This window comes from Saccharicrinis aurantiacus, assembly GCF_947489045.1.
Lineage (GTDB): Bacteria > Bacteroidota > Bacteroidia > Bacteroidales > Marinilabiliaceae > Saccharicrinis > Saccharicrinis aurantiacus.
In genome coordinates this window covers 357,011-376,975 of record NZ_CANLCN010000001.1, presented here as the reverse complement: position 1 = coordinate 376,975, position 19,965 = coordinate 357,011, and the positions used below count along the sequence as shown (strand labels likewise).

The 19,965-nt window shown below is 33.8% G+C and carries 20 protein-coding genes; 13 read left to right on the top strand and 7 right to left on the bottom strand.

Annotated features, from left to right (window positions below):
• Positions 1-49 precede the first annotated feature (49 nt).
• Together QMO11_RS01495 and QMO11_RS01490 are read right to left on the bottom strand one after the other, a co-directional pair.
• A complete protein-coding gene (locus QMO11_RS01495; RefSeq protein ID WP_282035699.1) occupies positions 50-772 on the bottom strand; it encodes a LytR/AlgR family response regulator transcription factor in 723 nt (240 codons plus the stop codon).
• The gene (locus tag QMO11_RS01490; protein ID WP_282035698.1) at positions 762-1,442 is read right to left on the bottom strand and encodes a sensor histidine kinase; all 681 of its coding nucleotides are present in this window, start codon (positions 1,440-1,442) and stop codon (positions 762-764) included. The genes QMO11_RS01495 and QMO11_RS01490 overlap by 11 nt, the downstream gene beginning before the upstream one ends.
• Positions 1,443-2,003: 561 nt before the next feature.
• Here QMO11_RS01490 and QMO11_RS01485 point away from each other — a divergent pair.
• Entirely contained in the window at positions 2,004-2,543 is a 540-nt protein-coding gene (locus QMO11_RS01485) for a DUF1697 domain-containing protein (protein WP_282035697.1), read from the top strand.
• 13 nt (positions 2,544-2,556) lie between these two features.
• Here the strand turns inward: QMO11_RS01485 and QMO11_RS01480 are convergent, their stop codons facing one another.
• Positions 2,557-3,021, bottom strand: coding sequence for an RNA methyltransferase (locus tag QMO11_RS01480; RefSeq protein ID WP_282035696.1), 465 nt, complete (start codon positions 3,019-3,021; stop codon positions 2,557-2,559).
• A gap of 139 nt (positions 3,022-3,160) precedes the next feature.
• Here QMO11_RS01480 and QMO11_RS01475 point away from each other — a divergent pair, with 139 nt between their 5' ends.
• Positions 3,161-3,964 (top strand): Cof-type HAD-IIB family hydrolase, encoded by an 804-nt coding sequence (locus QMO11_RS01475; protein ID WP_282035695.1) that lies wholly within the window; start codon positions 3,161-3,163, stop codon positions 3,962-3,964.
• A 91-nt stretch (positions 3,965-4,055) separates the two neighbouring features.
• On the opposite strand, the gene QMO11_RS01470 is transcribed toward QMO11_RS01475, so the two are convergent.
• Positions 4,056-4,490 carry an Hsp20/alpha crystallin family protein gene (locus QMO11_RS01470; protein WP_282035694.1) on the bottom strand — a complete coding sequence of 145 codons (435 nt, stop codon included), beginning with the start codon at positions 4,488-4,490 and terminating at the stop codon, positions 4,056-4,058.
• A 503-nt stretch (positions 4,491-4,993) separates the two neighbouring features.
• On the opposite strand from QMO11_RS01470, the gene QMO11_RS01465 reads away from it, so the two are divergent.
• Genes QMO11_RS01465 through QMO11_RS01455 form a run of 3 tightly spaced genes read left to right on the top strand, consistent with a single transcriptional unit; the run spans position 4,994 to position 7,251 of the window.
• On the top strand, positions 4,994-5,752 hold the full coding sequence (locus tag QMO11_RS01465) for an MBL fold metallo-hydrolase (protein WP_068472833.1): 759 nt from the start codon (positions 4,994-4,996) through the stop codon (positions 5,750-5,752).
• A 45-nt stretch (positions 5,753-5,797) separates the two neighbouring features.
• Entirely contained in the window at positions 5,798-6,337 is a 540-nt protein-coding gene (locus QMO11_RS01460) for an isochorismatase family protein (RefSeq protein WP_282035693.1), read from the top strand.
• A 5-nt stretch (positions 6,338-6,342) separates the two neighbouring features.
• Positions 6,343-7,251 (top strand): PfkB family carbohydrate kinase, encoded by a 909-nt coding sequence (locus QMO11_RS01455; protein ID WP_282035692.1) that lies wholly within the window; start codon positions 6,343-6,345, stop codon positions 7,249-7,251.
• Here QMO11_RS01455 and QMO11_RS01450 read toward each other — a convergent pair.
• Positions 7,238-8,155, bottom strand: a complete 918-nt coding sequence (locus QMO11_RS01450) for a tRNA-dihydrouridine synthase family protein (protein ID WP_282035691.1) — start codon at positions 8,153-8,155, stop codon at positions 7,238-7,240. The two genes, QMO11_RS01455 and QMO11_RS01450, sit on opposite strands and share 14 nt — an antisense overlap.
• Positions 8,156-8,208: 53 nt before the next feature.
• Here QMO11_RS01450 and QMO11_RS01445 point away from each other — a divergent pair, with 53 nt between their 5' ends.
• The 4 genes from QMO11_RS01445 to rlmD all read left to right on the top strand — a co-directional run bounded on the left by QMO11_RS01445 (position 8,209) and on the right by rlmD (position 13,334).
• Positions 8,209-8,925, top strand: a complete 717-nt coding sequence (locus QMO11_RS01445) for a class I SAM-dependent methyltransferase (RefSeq protein WP_282035690.1) — start codon at positions 8,209-8,211, stop codon at positions 8,923-8,925.
• Positions 8,926-8,974: 49 nt separating this feature from the next.
• Positions 8,975-11,650, top strand: a complete 2,676-nt coding sequence (locus tag QMO11_RS01440; protein ID WP_282035689.1) for an Ig-like domain-containing protein — start codon at positions 8,975-8,977, stop codon at positions 11,648-11,650.
• Between the two features lie 14 nt (positions 11,651-11,664).
• On the top strand, positions 11,665-11,850 hold the full coding sequence (locus tag QMO11_RS01435) for a hypothetical protein (RefSeq protein WP_282035688.1): 186 nt from the start codon (positions 11,665-11,667) through the stop codon (positions 11,848-11,850).
• 74 nt (positions 11,851-11,924) lie between these two features.
• Entirely contained in the window at positions 11,925-13,334 is a 1,410-nt protein-coding gene (rlmD, locus tag QMO11_RS01430) for a 23S rRNA (uracil(1939)-C(5))-methyltransferase RlmD (RefSeq protein ID WP_282035687.1), read from the top strand.
• Between the two features lie 94 nt (positions 13,335-13,428).
• Here the strand turns inward: rlmD and QMO11_RS01425 are convergent, their stop codons facing one another.
• Positions 13,429-14,061, bottom strand: coding sequence for a DUF4097 family beta strand repeat-containing protein (locus QMO11_RS01425; protein ID WP_282035686.1), 633 nt, complete (start codon positions 14,059-14,061; stop codon positions 13,429-13,431).
• Positions 14,062-14,212: 151 nt separating this feature from the next.
• Between QMO11_RS01425 and QMO11_RS01420 the strand changes: the two genes are divergently transcribed.
• The 4 genes from QMO11_RS01420 to QMO11_RS01405 all read left to right on the top strand — a co-directional run bounded on the left by QMO11_RS01420 (position 14,213) and on the right by QMO11_RS01405 (position 19,130).
• Positions 14,213-14,746: an NADPH-dependent FMN reductase gene (locus tag QMO11_RS01420; protein ID WP_282035685.1), complete on the top strand. Its 534-nt coding sequence runs from the start codon at positions 14,213-14,215 to the stop codon at positions 14,744-14,746.
• A gap of 9 nt (positions 14,747-14,755) precedes the next feature.
• The gene (locus QMO11_RS01415; protein ID WP_282035684.1) at positions 14,756-16,171 is read left to right on the top strand and encodes an SDR family oxidoreductase; all 1,416 of its coding nucleotides are present in this window, start codon (positions 14,756-14,758) and stop codon (positions 16,169-16,171) included.
• Between the two features lie 66 nt (positions 16,172-16,237).
• A complete protein-coding gene (locus tag QMO11_RS01410) occupies positions 16,238-16,606 on the top strand; it encodes a hypothetical protein (protein WP_282035683.1) in 369 nt (122 codons plus the stop codon).
• Between the two features lie 262 nt (positions 16,607-16,868).
• A complete protein-coding gene (locus QMO11_RS01405; protein ID WP_282035682.1) occupies positions 16,869-19,130 on the top strand; it encodes a TonB-dependent receptor domain-containing protein in 2,262 nt (753 codons plus the stop codon).
• A gap of 52 nt (positions 19,131-19,182) precedes the next feature.
• Here QMO11_RS01405 and QMO11_RS01400 read toward each other — a convergent pair whose 3' ends face one another.
• Positions 19,183-19,890, bottom strand: coding sequence for an FkbM family methyltransferase (locus QMO11_RS01400; RefSeq protein ID WP_282035681.1), 708 nt, complete (start codon positions 19,888-19,890; stop codon positions 19,183-19,185).
• Positions 19,891-19,965 lie beyond the last annotated feature (75 nt).

Sequence of the window (19,965 nt, the reverse complement as noted above, 5' to 3'; positions counted from 1 at the left end):
AATTTTGCACATAAAATGATTACGCAAATTATAATTACAAACAACATTCCTACTCTTTAATCTGCCTCAAAAAAGCTTCTTTATAGTTATCTCCTATAGGTATCCAATCTTCATTAATAACAACCCTATTTTTAGTAATAGATTTTATATGCTGAATAGATATAATAAACGACCTATGAATTCGAACAAAACCCATACCTTCCAATGTCTCCAACATGCTCTTCAATGACTTGTGCGTTACCAAAGGCTGCTTATTTTTTAAATGTATTTTGATATAATCTTTTAATCCTTCAATGTATAAAATATCCTTATAGTTCACCTTCTTTTCTTTGTAATCAGCTTTTACAAACAAATAATCGGGCTTTATTGCTGGCTTAGGGGCAGGCTGTTCTGAAAGTGCAGTCTTATTTTTGATATTGTGATAATCAACCACCTTATTGGTTGCCTTTAAAAAACGATCAAACGGAATTGGCTTCACTAAATAATCAACAGCATTTAAATCAAAGGCTTCAATGGCATATTCTGAGTATGCAGTTGTAAAAATAAATAAGGGTCTTGTTTCTATACTTTTAATAAAATCGATACCTGATATATTAGGCATATGAATATCTAAAAAAATTAAATCGATAGAATGATTTCGTAATAAATCTAAAGCCTCAAGAGCAGATGAGCATTTTGCAACCAAATTAATAAACGGTATTTTGTTTATATACGATTCTAATAAATCCTGAGCCAAGGGCTCATCATCAATTATTAAGCAATTAATTCTCATCAATATCTAGTTTTAATTTTACCATAAAACGTTTTTCATTTTCGGCAATAGTCAATGTATGTCGGTTCTTATATAATAACTCCAAACGCTTATGAATATTACTTAACCCAACACCTGAGTGCGAAGAACTGCTCCTCTCTCCCTTTAAAACACTATTGATAACCAACAAACTAATTTCTGATTCTTCAACCACAATTTCAATGTCGATAGAACAATTGTTAGCATAATCAATTCCATGCTTAAAGGCATTTTCTATAAACGGAAGAAATAATAAGGGCTCTATTTCTTTTTCACCTATTTCTCCCATTACATAAAAATCAATATCAACCGATTTAGCCAGCCTAATTCGCTGCAGATCAATAAAATTTTGAATATAATTTATCTCATCTTTTAACAATACAGTTTCCTTATCTGCATCGTAAATATTATAACGCATAAGCTCTGATAATTTAAGAATAGTTTGCGGTGCTTTATCAGACTTAAGTTGTGCTAACGAATAGATATTATTGAGGGTATTAAAAAAGAAATGAGGATCGATCTGTGATTTTAAAAAGGAAAGTTCTGCACTTATTTTCTCTTTTTTTATAGCCGTTTTTTCCTTCTCCTCGTGCAGCCATTGGCTTGTAATTCTAACGCATGAACCTACAGCTATTAAAATAATTGAAAACACAGTGGAGAACTGAGGCTTACCATGTGGCTTAAAATCATTTATCAACCCCAGCTTTTCCAATGCTTCTTCGCCTACATGAGGTGGGTGACCAAAAAAATCACCTTCAATTTGATTTACGAAATAAACGTTTATCGCCAGTAATGCGATTATTGAAATAAAGTATAATACAAACCTCTTCCTAAAAAAAAGATGGGGTATTAGTAAGTAGTAATTGGTATAAAAAACCGCAATTATAAAGGAATGTAAAATATAGAATTGAGGTTTTAGAAACAGATTAAAATTTACCTTAAAGAAAAAAAGTAATGGGCTTGAAATAAACAAGGCCCAGAATAAACAGTGTATTATAATGATATAGATATTTACTTTTCTTAAGCCCATTTTTTCGTTTAGATTATAGCTCTGAAATACAATAATACAGATAATAGCTAGGATGAATAATAAAACACGACGAATCAAGAAAATTCGTCTACAAAAAGGTTTTAATTATCTACCAATAAAAAGATGTGCATTTAATATTCTATAAAAACCTACCTTTATGTACAAATGGATAATAGGTATAAAATGGAAAAATACATAGCTCTGTTAAGAGGTATTAATGTAGGAGGTCATAAAAAGATACTAATGGCCGACCTTAAAACGCTGCTAAGTAGCAACGGTCTCATTAATGTTACAAGCTATATACAAAGTGGTAATGTTATTTTTAGTATTCTAGAAGATCTTTCAAATTCTGAACTTGAATTAAAAATAGAGACTGCAATTAAAAATCACTATGGTTTTGAAGTTCCTACAATAGTAATGCACCATTCGGAATTAAAAGAAACAATTGATCAATACCCCTATATAATTCATGAAGATCTTAAAAAGCATTTAATCACCTTTTCGAAAGGTAAAATAGACTCCGCAACAAAAGAAAAACTAGATACTTTCAATTTTACTCCCGATCAATTTCACGTAGCTCCAAAGGCCATTTATCTATTTTGCCATACTGCTTACCATAAATCTAAGATGGGCAATAATTTCTTTGAAAAGCAATTAAAAACAAGTACTACAACACGTAACTGGCAAACTTGCTTAAAACTATTAGAATTAAGTAAAGATTAAAATCCAACAATCGCTACTTGGCTTGTAATTTCAATTTGGCTCTTCTATCGTACATTACTATACTTCCTGCTACAGATACATTTAAACTCAAGGGCGTATCAAATTTCACTAAATGATGCGATTTTTCAATGGCTAATTTAGATAAGCCATGATCTTCAGCTCCTAACAAATAAACACACCTTCGTGGATGCTCAAAAGTTTCTAACTCAACCGAAGCTTCATCAAGCTCTACCCCAACTAACATGGCACTTTTAGGCAGATGTTTATAGAACTCATCAAAAGTATCGTAATGAAAATAAGGCATGGCTCCAACCGCTTTATGTGTATCGCACGCCTGTTTCGCATACCTATTACCAATGGTAAAAATGAAACTTGCCCCCATATTCTGAGCCGAACGCCATAAAACACCTAAGTTTTCAGGGGTTTTCCCGTTCTGAATTCCAATGCCAAAATACCCTTGTTCTAAATTATCAATCATCAATACTTTATTTTTAGATTTCGCAAAGGTAAAAAAAGAAACAGGGTTTATTATAGCCTCTTTTAACAAAACATAACCTTCTAATTATAATAGCATTGCTCAAAGTTTTATATTTTTGTCGCTTCAAAATTTTGATGATATGCAATATAAAATGTTGGTGTTAGATTTAGATGACACCTTATTAAGAGACGATTATAGTATTTCAGAGCGCAATAAGCAATGTTTAATGAAAGCCCAAGAGCAAGGTGTATTTGTTGTATTGGCTTCAGGACGTCCGACTCAGGCTATGATGCAATATGCCGAAGAATTAGAGTTGGCTAAATACAGTTCATACATCATCTCATACAATGGTGCTATTATTACTGATATAAAAAGTGGGCAATCTATTTTTGAACAAACTCTTAACAAACAAGAAATTCACGATCTGTACGATTATAGCAAGAGCAATGACTTACACATCCTAACATATAAGAACAACGAAATATTAACCGAAACAGAATCTGAATATATTGATATTGAGAAAAATTTAACAGGGATGCCTATTAATAAGGTGCCAAGTTTTAAAGCTGAAGTGCAAGAACCCGCTGTAAAGTGTATTTTATTAGAAGACCCTATTAAACTAAAGAATATAGAACCTCTTTTAAAAGCTGATAAAACAGATTTGAGTGTAGCTATTTCAAAACCTTTCTTTTTGGAAGTAATGCCCAAAGGCATTGATAAAGCAGCAAGTATTCAACGCCTAGGCGAACGCCTAAATATTAAACAAGAGGAAATTATTGCAGTAGGAAATGCTGGTAATGATTTAACTATGGTTGAATATGCTGGCTTAGGTGTTTGGGTAGATAATGTAACACCCGAATTAAGAGATAAAGGGGATGCGATTGTATCTTCGAACAACGATGATGGTGTTGCTGAAGTTGTTGAGCAATATATTCTGAACTAGTTAAGTTTACGATTTTTATTTTTGAATCATAAAAAAAGCCAACCGAACTAAATCGGTTGGCTAACTTTTCTCAAACTAATACAAACAAACCTTATTTAATCTCAATAACTCTTTTAGGTTTCATTTTTGCTTCTTCTTTTTTTGGAAGTAAAACTGATAAAACTCCATTTAAATATTCTGCCTCAATACTTGAATCATCTACCTTTTGCTTGGCAACTTTAAAGCTCTTTTTAAAGCTAGAATAATTAAATTCTCTTAAGGTCTGCTTTCTTCCTTCCTGGGTATTCTCTTCAACAGAAGCCGAAATACTAAGCAATCCATTATTAAACTCAATACTGAAATCTTCCTTTTTAAGACCAGGAGCGGCTAACTCAATACTATAAGAATTTTCATCCTCATAAATATTAGCAGCTGGTACGCTTTTATTTCCTGAATACATACCTTGTGGAGTCATAAAAAAATCTCCACCCATAAATTCATTTAACATTGAATCTAGTCCTCTTTGTTTTCTTGTAATTACTGTCATCTCTAAAATCTCCTATTATTTAATTTTTACTTATTTGAATATTTGTTGCTTCATTTATTTCAATTGCCGTACCAACATCACATTTATGTAAAATTGACATATCTAGATATAATACAGATGCCACAATGACCTGTAAAATCCATTTCGCAAGTCATTATGTCACATCTAAACAAATTATACGAATTTATTATTTAAGATATTCGTAACAGAGGGGTAACGTTGAGGCAGTATTAATACTACATCTTTGCTTGCGAAGAAAAAAGACTCATTAGTTAAAAAACTATATACGATATCAATAATTTTTTTCCTCCCAACAATTCCTGTGTGTATCGGAGGTCTCGGCATTTCATGCCCGACCTCCGTTTTCACTTACACTCGCATAACAAATACCATTAACAATAAAACATAAAGCATCCTAGCTCAAAATCACATTAGAGATATAGTTGATCCAAAGTAATATTTATTAGTTTTGTTGGCAATATTAAAACAACATTACCATTTGTATGATTAAAGTATGTGCCTTAGCTTCGGGTAGTAACGGAAATTGTTATTATATAGAATCTGGCGATGAAGCCATAATAATTGATGCCGGGATTAGCAGGAGACAAATAGTTGAGCGAATGAAAAAAAAAGGACTCAGCCCAACAAAGCTTAAAGCATTATTTATTTCTCACGAGCATTCTGATCATTACAGAGGTGCTAAAATGGTACATTCAAAATTAAACATTCCAGTATACCTCACGCGTAAAACTGTTGAGCGCGGTTTTTTTACCATGCGCCCTAATACAGTAGAAATATTTGAAGCTGGAAAAACCGTAGAGATAGGTTCATTTAAAATACATAGTTTTCTAAAACAACACGATGCTATTGAGCCTTGCAGCTTTAGAGTAGAAGTTGCTAATAAAAACATTGGCGTTTTTACAGATATAGGAGAAGCTTGCAACAATGTAAAACAACATACTGCCTTATGCGATTGCATTTTCTTAGAATCGAACTACGATGAACAAATGCTTATAAAAGGCAAATATCCTCCTCATTTAAAAAGTCGTGTTTCTGGATCAAACGGGCACTTATCAAATGACCAAGCTGCTGATTTGATCGACCAGCATGCTTCTGATAAACTCAAATATATTCTACTATCTCATATTTCAGAAGATAATAATAGAGGAGATATCGCATTAAAGGCTTTCGACCGATTTTCAAGTAAGCACAACGTTAAACTTACTTCAAGGTACGATGCTAGCGAAATTATCGAATTATAAACACACTAAGCACTTATATATTAGCACAAATAAACAAGCATACTAATGAGAATTTTAAAAGACAAAACACAAGCTATCGCTGTTGATATTCAAGAAAGATTGTTCCCTCATATACATGAAAACAATGTACTTCAGAAAAATACTGAAATATTAATTGATGGGCTCATAGCACTTGGTGTACCCATTAAAGTTACCGAACAATATAAAAAAGGCTTAGGCAATACCATTGAATCGTTAGCAACACGCCTAGCCAATTGTGATAGTTATGAAAAAACAGCTTTTAGTTGTTATGATGACGCTCCTTTTAAAGCTGACTTTAATAAAGAAGCTCCTTTTGTAATTCTATTCGGAATTGAAGCGCATATTTGCCTCCTACAAACTGCGATTGACCTAAAAGAAAATGGCTTTCAGCCAATTATTATAGAAGACTGCGTAGGCTCGCGTAATCCCGACAATAAAAGAATTGCAATTAACAGAATGCTTCAAGAAGGTATTATTGTATCAAGCACCGAATCGATTCTTTTTGAATTGTGCCGTGCTGCCGGAAGTGATACTTTCAAAACAATATCAAAACTAATTAAATAAAAACCATGCGTGTATTTGGGCTAGGCGAAACAGTTTATGATATTATTTTTAAAGACGGAACTCCACAAGCTGCAAAGCCTGGAGGCTCTGTTTTAAATAGTATGATCTCCTTAGCTCGCATGGGCGTAGAAACATATTTTATATCAGAATTAGGAAATGATAATATCTCAGAAATTATCATTTCCTTTTTAAATAAAAATGGCGTTTCTACTCAATATATTCAACAGCATAACAATGGCCAATCTGCAGTAGCCATGGCATTTTTAAATGAGAATAATGATGCTAGCTATGAGTTTTACAAAAATTATCCTAAAACTAGATTAGATATTGAATTGCCTGACTTCAGAGAGGGTGATATTTTACTTTATGGGTCTTCATATGCCATAGATAAAAACATACGAAAACAAGTTAAAAGTATTATAAACAGGGCCAAAAGTGCAGGGGCAACTATTATGTACGATCCCAACTACCGACAAAAAGATGGTGCCAATGACTCAGAAAGAATTCTGTTTGTAAAAGAAAACTTATTATCGGCAGATATAATTAGGGGAAGCAACGAAGACTTTCTAAATATCCTCAATGCCAGAGATATTATAGAGTCTCACCAAAATACCAATCCTAATTGCCACTTATTTATTTATACTAAAAATGCTTTAGGTATTGATGCTATTTTCAATGACAATAGCAAAAGCTACTTAAGCGATAAAATAACCCCAATAAGTACAATTGGTGCTGGCGATAACTTTAATGCAGGTATTATTTATAGCATCATTCAACTTGTACTCCTAAAGAACAATCTATCAGCTATAAACGATAAGCAAGTAGATTACATCATCAGCAATGCCAAACAATTTTCTTCTGCGGTTTGCATGAGTATGGACAATTATATTCCGATAGGATTTACCCTAAAATAAATTGACTTTTAAACTTGGTGAGCCACTCTGAATAATCTGAGTAAGACCCTAACTTGCGAAGCTTACGATACAGACGCTTTCCCTCAACTGTATCCGCTAAAGGATATTCCCAAAACACTTTCAGTAAGTTTAGTTTTTTCACATCATCTAAACTTTTAATGACATCGCTAAAACTTTTATGAAACTCCATCATCTTCAAATAAAAATCCAACGTTCCATATTCTACTCCTTGCAATAAGAAAGGATTTCTTAAAAGTCCTCTTCCTATCATCCAACCATTTACCCAAGCATGTTTTATTGATTTATCGGTAACATCCATGTTTGTTAATAGGTCACCATTTCCGATAACGGGAAAATTAAATTGATCTTTGAACTCCTCAAATGTATCCCAATCAGGCGTGCCCGAATACTTTTGAGATCCCAAACGAGGATGGATAATAAGCTCACTTATTGGATATTTATTAAGCGTTTCTAATATTTTATTAAACTCAGATGCATCTGTTTTCCCCAAACGTAATTTAACAGATAGTTGAATATCTAAACCTTCTTTAAAGTAGCCTGAAAGCATTTCATCAACCAATTCAGGATGAGGTAAAACACCACTTCCTAAGCGCTTATTCACCACCATCGGAAATGGACAACCCATATTTAAATTAATTTCGTCAAAATTTCTCGTAATCATACACTTGGCAAAACTATTCAAATCTTTGGCAGTATTACATAACACTTGAGGAACAATGCGCACACCTTCCTCTGCTAACAACTCTTTTTCAGCATTATAAGCCCCATTCTTACCAACACGATAAAACGGCGTGAAATATTTATCCACACCTCCAATATGATTACTAAAAGCTTTTATGTAAAATAAATTGGTATAAGACTGTAAAGGAGCTAGATAAATCATAGTATTTTTTTTATTTTTGACACTTCAAAATTAGCATTAAATTATAGTTAAATATGGGTATTCAAAAAGATCCCTTGGGAACCGCTTGTCTTGATTACATTTCAGGAATAAAAAATTCAGAAATAATTGTACAATCAAATATTACTGAGGACGATGTTTTACCTGTTGAATATTTATTTCGACCTTTTAACCAGATGCCTGATATTGAAAAGAAAGCACTGACTATTAGCAAGGGGAAGATTCTTGATGTTGGAGCTGGAGCAGGAAGCCATGCACTATATTTACAGCAAATAAACAAAGACGTTACTGCCAATGAAATAAGTGAGAATGCATGCAGAGTAATGCAACAACGAGGTATTAAAAATATTATTCATAACGATTTTTTTCAGCTTCCAACAGATACTAAATTCGATACCATACTAATGCTAATGAATGGAATTGGTATAGCAGGAGATATTGATGGCTTAAAAATATTTTTTGACAAATGTAAAGAGCTACTATCTCCTAAAGGATCAGTAATAATAGACAGTAGCGACCTACGTTATCTATTTGAAGATGATGATGGGAGTATGCTTATCAATCTAAATGATAACTATTATGGAGAAGTTGCGTACAAGATGAAATATAAGAATACTGAGGGTGAATCTTTTAAGTGGCTTTTCATTGATGATGAATCATTAAAATTTCATGCAAAGCAGAATGGGTTTGCAATTGAGAAGATTGCAGACGGCCCTCATTACGATTATCTAGCCAAACTCACCTTACTATAATCTCGAAAGCAAACCTACTAATTAAAACACAAATTCAACCATTGGTTATATGAATATTAAGACATATTTAAAGATTTTAGTTGCCTTATTAATATTATTTGTCAGTGAGAGCGCTTGGGGGCAATGGGATGGTTTGGATCCTGCCTTCTCACCAACTATCGGTATGACGGACGTAGAAATTAATCCTATAATAATTCTCGATTTTAATGGAGCAAATATTATTGAATTTGAAAAAGAGCAAACAATATATGTTACTAATGAAGCATGGACTAGTACATTTAGTTTTTTCACAGGCAAAGATGGTGCCCCAGGCTTTCCTCCTAACCCAGAAATCCCTATGGACCCTAGGGTAACTATCAGTGGGAGCAAAGTATTTATTAATTTATCAGATGATCTATTATTGAATAGTACAGAATATATAGTGTATATCGGCCCAAACACCTTAAAGGTTGATGGTACTTATTATAACGCGTTAAGTAATCCTAACAAATGGAGATTCACAACGGCCTCCCTTCTTCCCCCTCCCACAATAACGTCCTACAATCCTACACCAAATTCATCAGGAGTCATAATAGACCAAAATCTTCAAATTGTATTCAACGAAGAAATTAAGAAAGGAAGTAGCGGTAGAATATTTATCAGACATATAGATGACGGAAGCGAACACAATAGCTTTGGAACTGATAATAATGCAGTAGTTGCTTCGGGCAACACAGTTACTATTAGCAATTCTAACCTTAATTATAATACTGGCTATTATGTAGAAATAGATGATGGCTATATACTCAATACAAGTGATGTTGCTTTCCCTGGCTTTTCAGGAGCAAGCGATTGGTATTTTACTACGGAGACTTTAATGCCTACAGCTACTTTCAATCCTGATGATAAATCAGATGGCATTAGCATTCAAAGCATTATCACCATTACCTACAGCGAGGCTATGGTAAAGACTAATGATAGCGAATTGGTTGATAGTGATTTAGCTGGACTTATTTCCTTAGCATATGGAGGTTCTAGTATTCCTTTCTCTGCAACAGTGAGCACTGATAAAACCACAATTACAATAACTCCAAACTCGAACCTACCAGAATTTGAAACAATTACTACAACAATCGCATCATTAAAAGGGGAAGTTGGAGGTGGAGAAACAGGAATACTTAGTTCTTTTTTTGTTACAGATGGTTTAATTACTTGGAATGGTTCCGTTTCGCGAGATATTACTGATGATGCCAACTGGTCGGGTACCTTTGTTGAAGGCATTAGTGTTCACATACCTGTTAGCAATAACAACCCAGTGGTTCCATCAGGCTCATCTCATTATGTAAGAAATTTAACTATTGATGCAGGAGCATCTTTAACCATTGATGCTGGTGCAACAGTTACAGTAGGGAAATACCTTGAGCTTAGGTCATCTAATAATACCACCATTGGTAATGCTAGCTTGCTTGTAAATGGCACTTTAGATACTGACCTTGCAGATGTAGTAGTTCACCAAATGGTAGAGAGAGGAAGTGTGGCCTTATACATATCGAGCCCTATGCAGAGCTCTACATTAGCTGATGCTACAGAAATAAGAAGCGCTTATGCATATAACTCGCCTTCTGCTAATTGGTCTCTATTAACCACAAATGATACTTTTGATCCAGGAATTGGATATTTTGTTTACTCAAACGAAGGAGAAATTACTTTTAAAGGTGATTTAAATCAAGGAGACCAAGCTCCAATACCAACATACAGAACTACATCACCCAATAATTACGGTTGGAACCTAATTGGTAATCCTTATCCTTGCAGCATTGATTGGAACTTGGTTGACAAAACTAATATGAAAGATCAGTTTTATATTATGAAAAGAGATAACCAATCCTATGGTGTATATAATGCAGGGGGAGGGTCTCAAGTAAACCTAAACCCCATAAATCCAAGCCATATACCATCTTGCCATGCATTTTGGACTCAAGTAGAAATAGGTGAACCAAATGGAACGCTTACCTTTACCGAAGCATCAAAAGTTGACTCGCATTATAGCTACTTGAAAACAGTTAACTCAAATACTCAAAAAGAAATTCGCTTTAGTGGGCTAAATTCTAACAATATTGAAGATGAACTATTAATTGCCTTTAACGAGAATTCTGATGATCTTTTTGATAATTATGATTCCGAAAGACGAATGGCATCAAACGATGAACTATTACAACTATATACCATTCATTCAAACAAACAACTAGTAATTGATACATATAACAACCTTAATGATAGTAAAACTATTCAACTTGGATTTAAAGTAGGTAAAGCAGGTACTTATAAAATCAAACTCAAAAACTTAGTAAATATTGAGGATGATATTTCTATTGAACTTGAGGATATAATAGATGGTAGCACTACTCAGATGAACAAAAATAGCGAATACACTTTTGAAACAGCAAGTGGCAGTTTTAATAATCGATTCCGTATAAACTTATCTAGCACTTCTACTGATATTGATAATGGTAAAAAAGATGCGGATATATCAGTTTATAATGTTAACGATAATATCTACATAAAAATACCCGATTTAAACAATCCTCATTACAAAATATATGATGTATCGGGTGCACTAGTTAGTTCAGGTAGACTAAACTCTAACGAAAACAATATCATTAAGTCAAAATCATCAGGTTTAGTAATTGTGAAAATTATTTCTAATGATTACGCATATAATAAAAAAATTATTATCAAAAAATAGTACATTTGTTGCATATGACTAAACGCAAATATAACAGCCCCGAGATCGACTCTATAATTATTGATGCAGAAATTTCAATGATACTAATGAGTGAAGGAAGTCCTCCTGTTGGCCCTCCAGAAGGGGGCAAGGTAGCCAACGAGCCCGCAACCAATAATACAAGCTCATTTGAACACAACCCCTTCGGAACTGAAGAGTAAAAAATATAAAGGTTATCACTTACTAAGTGGTAACCTTTTTTTTATCTTTGCGCCGAATATAATTAAATGATATTGTGGGAAGATCAAGAAAAAGAAAACCGCTATTTGAAAAGGTTGAGGTAATAGATGTAGCTGCAGAAGGCAAAGCAATGGCTAAGATAGATGATAAAGTTCTATTTATTCAACATGCTGTACCTGGTGATATTGTTGACGTGCAGGTTAATAAAAAACGTAAAAACTATCTTGAGGGTTATGTAACACAATATCATACCTTATCTGATATTAGAGTAGAACCATTTTGTGAGCATTTTGGAAAATGTGGTGGATGCAAGTGGCAACCCCTTCCTTATGCAGAGCAGTTAAAATACAAACAACGCGAAGTTGAGAATAACCTAAAACGACTAGGCAAAATTGAGCTTCCTGAAGTTGATTCAATTGTTGGTTCTGAGAAAACACAATTCTATCGTAATAAATTAGAATATACTTTTTCTAATAAAAGATGGCTCGATAATGACGAAATGCAAATGGAAGAGGGATCACTTGAGCGTTATGGTTTAGGATTTCACGTACCTCGAATGTTTGATAAAGTTATCGATGTGAAAAAATGCTGGCTACAAGATGAGCCTTCAAATAGCATTAGATTGGCCATCAAAAAATATGCACTTGACAATGGTCTTACATTCTTCGATATCAGAAATCACGAAGGTTTTTTAAGGACATTAATTATCAGAACCACTTCTACCGGAGAAGTAATGGTTATAGTAGCATTTTATCATGAAGATGTTGAAAAACGCGAAGGCTTATTAGAGCATTTAAAAACAGAATTCCCACAAATTACTTCGTTAATGTATGTGATTAACGAGAAAGCAAATGATACCATCGGCGATCAGGATATTATCTGCTATAATGGTCAGGATTTCATCACTGAAGAGATGGAAGAGTTAAAATTCAGAATTGGACCGAAGTCTTTTTATCAGACCAACTCTGATCAGGCATATGAGCTGTATAAAATAACTCGCGATTTTGCTGAACTTAAGGGTGATGAAATAGTATATGATTTATATACAGGTACAGGAACGATTGCAAATTTTGTTGCTAAAAAAGCTAAGAAAGTAGTCGGTATAGAATACGTTCCTGAGGCTATTGAAGATGCGAAACTAAATTCGGCGAATAACAAAATAGACAACACAAGCTTCTATGCAGGTGATATGAAGGACATTCTTAATGAGCAATTTATTAGCGAAAATGGAATGCCTGATACAATTATTGTAGATCCTCCAAGAGCAGGAATGCATGAAGATGTTGTGAATACCTTATTAAAAACAAATGCCCCTCGCATAGTATATGTTAGCTGTAACTCAGCCACACAGGCGCGTGATTTAGGATTAATGGATCACAAATATAAAGTTACCAAAGTTCAACCTGTTGATATGTTTCCACATACGCACCATGTTGAAAATGTGGTTCAATTAGAATTAAGATAAAAATAAAATAATTAAGCTGTATAATAAAGAAAAGCACCAACGTATAAACTGTTGATGCCTTTCTTTAAATACACTATAATTACCCAATTGTCTACTACTCAACATCACCCGATAGGGTGCTAATACTCTTTTTTCCTTTTAACTCTCTAATCACAAAATCACCAGAAACAGAGTTCCCTTCAAAATCACCCTTCACTTTATTAATTTCAACATCGCCTGATACCGTATTGGTATCAACATCGCCACCAATATTTGTTACACTCATATCACCAGACACCGTATTTAATTCTACATCACAAGCTATATTGTTCAATATAATATCACCAGAAACAGTATTGCACTCTAATTCATCAGTGCCTACTCCTGAAACATTTATATCGCCACTAACGGTATTTATTTCTAATTCACAATTTTTAGGTGTAGTTATATACAACTTGCCTTCACAATTTCCTTTTGTTTTATTTGGGTGTATCAGTTTAACAATTAACGTAGATCCACTTTTCTTAGTAGTGATACTGTATTCTTTCTTCTCATTTTCCCATTCAACGTATCCATTAACTTCAGTTTTATCCGATCCTGACTCGTCAACAAATACATCTGAAAAAACCATATCCACTTCAATTTCTTTTATTCCAGAAAATTCCGCGTTTATGTCGAACCTTTTATTTTGTGCACTTAGAGCTACTGTTATGCTAAAAAGTATAATTAAGGATGCTAAAGTTTTCATATCATTTTTTTTTTTAGATTATATACTTGAGACGCCTCCCTATGACCATAAGTTACAGCTAAACAAAAAAATAATTCTAAACCATTAAAGCTTAATGCTTGTTTCCCTAGATATCAGAATGATTTATTCTAACATTTCAACTAAATAAATTATGAGTAAAAAAATTTTAGCTTTTGGAGCAAGTAGTAGCAAAAACTCCATTAATAAAAAATTCAGTCAATTTGCAGCCAAACTTTTTAACGATTCCGAAATTACCCTAATCGATTTAAATGATTTTGAACTTCCTATTTACAGCATCGATAAGGAACAAGTTGAGATACCTGAATTAGCACACAAAATCAACAATATAATCCAAAGCTCTGATGCTTATATTATTTCATTTGCTGAGCACAATGGCGCATATACCGCTGCCTATAAAAACATTTTCGATTGGGTTACCAGAATCAATAAAAATGTGTGGAATAACAAACCCATGCTTCTTTTATCAACCTCTCCGGGACCTAATGGAGCTTCATTGGTTTTAAACATAGCACATAAAACATATGCGCATAGCAACTCAAATACAATAGCAACATTTTCACTACCTTCCTTTTACGATAACTTTGATGATCAAAAAGGTATTACCGACGATAAACTAAACGATGATTTCAACAAAACAATCACCACATTTTCAAACGCTTTATAAAAAAACAATATGAAAATTCTTCTTACAGGTGCAACAGGATATATTGGTAAACGCATATTACCTGTATTGGTGAATCAAGGTCACCAAGTAGTTTGCTGTGTAAGAGATATGAAACGCTTTACTCCTATAGCCTCACTCAAAAGTAAAATTGAAATTATTGAAGTTGATCTACTCAATCCGCATTCACTAAATAATATCCCTTCAGATATTTACTGTGCATTCTACCTTGTGCATTCCATGTCTGCAGCCAAGAATTATGCAGAACTTGAAATTGAATCGGCAAGAAACTTCACCAATGCCATTAATAATACTAAGACTAAACAAGTGATCTATTTAAGCGGTATTATTAATGACAAGAACTTATCCCCTCATTTGCAATCGCGTAAAAATGTAGAATTAGAACTCGGGAAAGGTAAATTTGCACTTACTACATTTAGAGCAGGTATTATTATTGGTTCAGGAAGTGCTTCATTTGAAATAATTCGCGACTTAGTAGAAAAGCTACCTATTATGGTTGCTCCCAAGTGGCTTAAAACCAAATGCCAACCGATAGCCATTACTGATGTAATTAAAATACTATCTCAGTCTGTAGATAATGAGAGTGTATATGATAAAAGTTTTGACATTGGTGGCCCCGAAGTATTAAGCTATAAAGAAATGCTGCTGCAATTTGCTGCTGTGCGACATTTAAAACGAACGATCATCAGTATTCCTGTAATGACACCTCGTTTATCATCGTACTGGCTGTATTTTGTTACCACAACCACTTATAAATTGGCATCTGCCTTGGTTGATAGTATGAAGGTTGAAGTGATTGCAAAGGACAGTAATATTAATTCAATTATTGGAATTAAACCCCTATCGTATAAAACAGCCATTGAAAAAGCGTTTATTAAAATTGAGCAAAACGAAATTATATCTAGCTGGAAAGATGCTATTGTTAACGGGACTCTTGAATTTAAAGTTTCAGACTTTATAAATGTTCCAACTTTTGGTTGTTTTGTTGATAAACGAGAAAGAACATCTGCAAACATCTCAAATACCATCGATAAGGTTTGGAAGATAGGTGGAAACACTGGCTGGTATCATGCCAATTGGCTTTGGAAAATAAGAGGCTTTATGGATTTGCTAAGTGGTGGTGTAGGTTTAAGAAGAGGCCGAACCAACCAAGATGAAATATATGTTGGAGATGCTTTGGACTTTTGGCGAGTGATTTATGCTGATAAAGAAGAAGGTCGTTTATTATTATTTGCAGAGATGAAATTACCGGGCGAAGCATGGTTGGAGTTTAAAGCAAATGGAAATACCTTAATACAAACGGCCACTTTCCGTCCGCATGGCTTATGGGGAAGAGTATATTGGTTTGCTGTTTATCCATTTCATGGGATTATTTTTAAGGGCTTACTCAACAAATTAGTAAGCTAGAGGTTTGTTAAATTAGAGTTGTATCCGATTAATCGTATATTCAAAAAAAATAGTTCCTACAGAAGCATGAAACGAATATTTTCCATATTCTTAATTCTTATCGTTGCAATTGGCACTTTTAAGCATGCTACAATATTCCTTTCCTTTAAATTGAATCAAGATTATATTGCAAAAAACCTTTGTATTGAGAAAGATATCGAGGAATCGAGCTGTAAGGGTTGTTGCCAACTAAAGAAAAAGCAAAACCAACAAAAAGAAACGGATAAACAAAACATCCCTAATCAGAAAAAGGACTTTAACATAGATTTATTTTATACCAAAGTTATTTCAATTTCATCAACGTGTAAAGACAGTCTACATACTTGGATTGAAATAAGCAATTTCTACAATTACATCCGGTTCCATTCATTATTTCGACCGCCACAGATGGCTTAACATTAGTTCACTTACTACATTCTTAATCACAATCTTCTGGATTGTAGTAGTTAATATGATATTTATTGCATTAATAAAGAACAGCTAGCATGCTGAATGGAAGCATTCTATCCGATTACTAGATAGATAAAATCTGCATAAATCATCTGTAAACAGAAATATGAAACGAACATGGATATTTTAATATAAAAGTGCCACTAGTGCCCAAATTAAAATTGATTTGACAGTTTCATGTAACTATTAAAAAGTAAATTCAAAACACATGAAAAGTAACATAAACCCTAAAATATTCGGTATAATATTATTATGCCTTTGGAGTTTGATTACACAGGCTCAAACAAAAATTAAAGTGATTGATGCCAACACCAATAAAGCAATACCTGGCCTCAACTTTCAATATAATAATGTTAAAGGCTCATCCGATTCTGAAGGATTAATTAATGTTGAACTCGATGATAATAGCACGCTCCAACTTTCGCACCTTAGCTACGGAACTTGGTCGCTCAATGCACAAGAGCTCAATACTGCTGCTCAAAAAGGTACAATAAAACGTGCGCCCTTAGAAGTAAATTTATTTCCGGTAACTGTAATTGGGATGCATGATCATAAAGATACCGAACAAAATATCCAACTATCTTATCAAGATAACTTATCACATGATGGTGCTTCAATACTTACCCAAATACCTGCCATAAATGGTATCCGTAAAAGTGGTAGTTATGGAATTGATCCTGTAATGCGAGGCTTTAAATATGAACAACTCAATATTATTATTAATGGTGGCCAAAATGCAATAGCTGCCTGTCCCAATAGAATGGATCCGCCTTCGAGCCAAATCTCGCCAAATACAATTGGTGAAATTGAAATATTAAAAGGCCCCTACGCCTTGCGATATGGAAATGCAGTTGGTGGTACCATTAACTTTAAGCAAAGTAAACTAAAGTACTCTGATAAAGCAGATGTTTATGGAAGGGCTACTGCAGGTTATGAGGGCAACGGAAATCAAACCAGAACGGAAGCATTGGTTGGCTTATCGGGCAAAAAATATAATATTGCCATATTGGGCGCATATTCTGAAGGCAATGACTATAAAGATGGAAACCACAACACTGTGCAAGCCGATTATTTGCGTTACAGCTATGGCATTAACGGTCGGGTGGCAATAAGCAAGACTCAGAACCTCAGTTTTTCTGCTGTTAATAATATTGCTAAAGATGTCGACTTCCCAGCTTTAGCAATGGATCTTAGGTCGGATGATACTTGGATTTTAAATGCACAGCACGAATTAAACTTCAATAATAAAAACCTCCAGCATTGGAAAACTTTAGTTTATGGATCTCTCGTTGATCATACTATGGATAATTATAGTAAAAAAATAGACCCCAGAATGGTTAATGCAGATACCAAAGCGAATACCAAAGCCTATGGAGGTAGAACTGAAGGTTTCTGGAGTTTTAATAATAGCGTTTTGTACGCTGGGGCGGATTATCGTTTTGAAAATGCCGATGGTGAACGAACCCGCAATATGCTTATGGGACCTATGCAGGGCAAAACAATTAAAGATAATGTATGGCAAGATGCTCAAATTAGTAAAACAGGATTATTTGCAGAATATTCAATAACTCAAAATAGCTTCAGGTACACTTTATCTGGTCGTTTAGAATTAAATCAGCGTAAAGCCAACGACCCCGATACTAACTTTGCATCTTTGTATAATGATTTAGAAAAAACGCAGGTTAACCCAGGCATTAGCGCAGGTATTAACAAAGCATTAAATGCCAATAACAACCTCAGCTTTTGGTTGGGTAGAGTGCAGAGAAGTGCGAGTTTAACGGAAAGTTACATTAACTTTTTTTCTGTAGGTTTAGATCCATACGAAATGATTGGTAACCCAGATCTTAATTCGGAAATTAACAATCAAGCAGATATAATTTGGGAATTTAAACGACCTAAAACACAAATTAGTTTTGATGTATTTGCTGCTTATCTGCAAGATTACATTTCTTCAGTTATCGACCCTAACATAGATCCGAAAATGCCTAGTAGCCCAGGTGTTCGCCAGTATATAAACATAAATAATGCACTTAAAACAGGTTTCGAAGCTTCGTGGCAACAAGATATTGCATGGGGGGTGCAGCATAATTTGAGCTTGGCTTATACATATGGTAAAGATTTGGAACGAGATGAGCCTCTACCTGAAATTGCACCTCTGGATATAAGGTATACCTTGATGGGTAAATATTTTAATAACACATTAATTCCAATAGTTTCAATACGCCATGTTATCGAACAAGATAGAATATCTGAGGAATTTGGAGAAACTAAAACACCTTCGTTTACATTGTTAGATGCCAAAATATCTTATCGCTTCTTGAAGTTTTGCAGCGCTACGGTTGGGGTGAATAACTTACTTGATCAAGCTTATTACGAACACTTGAGTCGTTCTGTTAAGGGCAGTGACCCTACCCCTATTTATGCTCCCGGCAGAAATATATTTGTTTCTTTAAACATCAATCTGCAATAAAACGGATCAACCACCTGTTTATATTACACATAGTATAAACAGGTGGTTTTTATTAATTTTTCAAAGCATCTCTCCTAACAAAAGAAACCTCTTCGTAGGAATCTGAAATAGCAAACAAGTCATATCCATTGTGCTTCATATCATTCACTAATTGAATAGTTTTATCTTTACCATCATCAAAAAAACGCTCATGTAACTCAATGGCAAATTGATCTATCTCTACACTCGATTGTAAAATATCAGTAATAATATTGTACTCTGAGCCTTCAATATCCATCTTTAACACATCAATACGTTCATGCTTTAACATTTTAACAATATCGCTAAAAGACTGCATTTCAACTTCTACCATATCTTTATCCGAAACATTATCTTGTAGAACCAAGCTACCCGATACATGATCTTTATTCTTAGGCAAATGAAACATTTCTTTACCCGTTTTATTGGAAATACCAAATGGATAAAAATGAAAGTTAGCAGGCAAATCCTGATTCATGCACCAAGCAATAGACTTAGGAGTCGGATCAAATCCATAAACCTTGCATTGTCTATTTTCAATTAAGGATTGGTCAAATGAAATGTCCTCCCCTATTCCAAAGGAGTAAATTATAGATTGATCACTTAATAAATCAGGGTTAAGATAAAAACCACCATACTTATTTCCGTACCATCTTACCTTACTCCTTAACCCTATTTTTATATGATTATATTTAAGAGGATTTATCAGCTTGCGCTTTATAATATTCAATACTGCTTCCACGAGATAGATTTTCTTAGGGTTTTAAAAAGTTTAAAACCGTCGTAATTTAATCATTTAATTATTCATCATTAAATT

Excerpts from the sequence above, each read along its gene's own strand:
- QMO11_RS01460 (WP_282035693.1), top strand. The coding sequence starts at position 5,798 with ATGAGAATTTTAAAAGACAAAACACAAGCTATCGCTGTTGATATTCAA.
- QMO11_RS01405 (WP_282035682.1), top strand. The coding sequence starts at position 16,869 with ATGAAAAGTAACATAAACCCTAAAATATTCGGTATAATATTATTATGC.
- QMO11_RS01470 (WP_282035694.1), bottom strand. The coding sequence starts at position 4,490 with ATGACAGTAATTACAAGAAAACAAAGAGGACTAGATTCAATGTTAAAT.
- QMO11_RS01475 (WP_282035695.1), top strand. The coding sequence starts at position 3,161 with ATGCAATATAAAATGTTGGTGTTAGATTTAGATGACACCTTATTAAGA.
- QMO11_RS01420 (WP_282035685.1), top strand. The coding sequence starts at position 14,213 with ATGAGTAAAAAAATTTTAGCTTTTGGAGCAAGTAGTAGCAAAAACTCC.
- QMO11_RS01425 (WP_282035686.1), bottom strand. The coding sequence starts at position 14,061 with ATGAAAACTTTAGCATCCTTAATTATACTTTTTAGCATAACAGTAGCT.
- QMO11_RS01440 (WP_282035689.1), top strand. The coding sequence starts at position 8,975 with ATGAATATTAAGACATATTTAAAGATTTTAGTTGCCTTATTAATATTA.
- QMO11_RS01435 (WP_282035688.1), top strand. The coding sequence starts at position 11,665 with ATGACTAAACGCAAATATAACAGCCCCGAGATCGACTCTATAATTATT.
- QMO11_RS01410 (WP_282035683.1), top strand. The coding sequence starts at position 16,238 with ATGAAACGAATATTTTCCATATTCTTAATTCTTATCGTTGCAATTGGC.
- QMO11_RS01495 (WP_282035699.1), bottom strand. The coding sequence starts at position 772 with ATGAGAATTAATTGCTTAATAATTGATGATGAGCCCTTGGCTCAGGAT.
- QMO11_RS01455 (WP_282035692.1), top strand. The coding sequence starts at position 6,343 with ATGCGTGTATTTGGGCTAGGCGAAACAGTTTATGATATTATTTTTAAA.
- QMO11_RS01445 (WP_282035690.1), top strand. The coding sequence starts at position 8,209 with ATGGGTATTCAAAAAGATCCCTTGGGAACCGCTTGTCTTGATTACATT.
- QMO11_RS01480 (WP_282035696.1), bottom strand. The coding sequence starts at position 3,021 with ATGATTGATAATTTAGAACAAGGGTATTTTGGCATTGGAATTCAGAAC.
- QMO11_RS01465 (WP_068472833.1), top strand. The coding sequence starts at position 4,994 with ATGATTAAAGTATGTGCCTTAGCTTCGGGTAGTAACGGAAATTGTTAT.
- QMO11_RS01415 (WP_282035684.1), top strand. The coding sequence starts at position 14,756 with ATGAAAATTCTTCTTACAGGTGCAACAGGATATATTGGTAAACGCATA.
- QMO11_RS01450 (WP_282035691.1), bottom strand. The coding sequence starts at position 8,155 with ATGATTTATCTAGCTCCTTTACAGTCTTATACCAATTTATTTTACATA.
- QMO11_RS01485 (WP_282035697.1), top strand. The coding sequence starts at position 2,004 with ATGGAAAAATACATAGCTCTGTTAAGAGGTATTAATGTAGGAGGTCAT.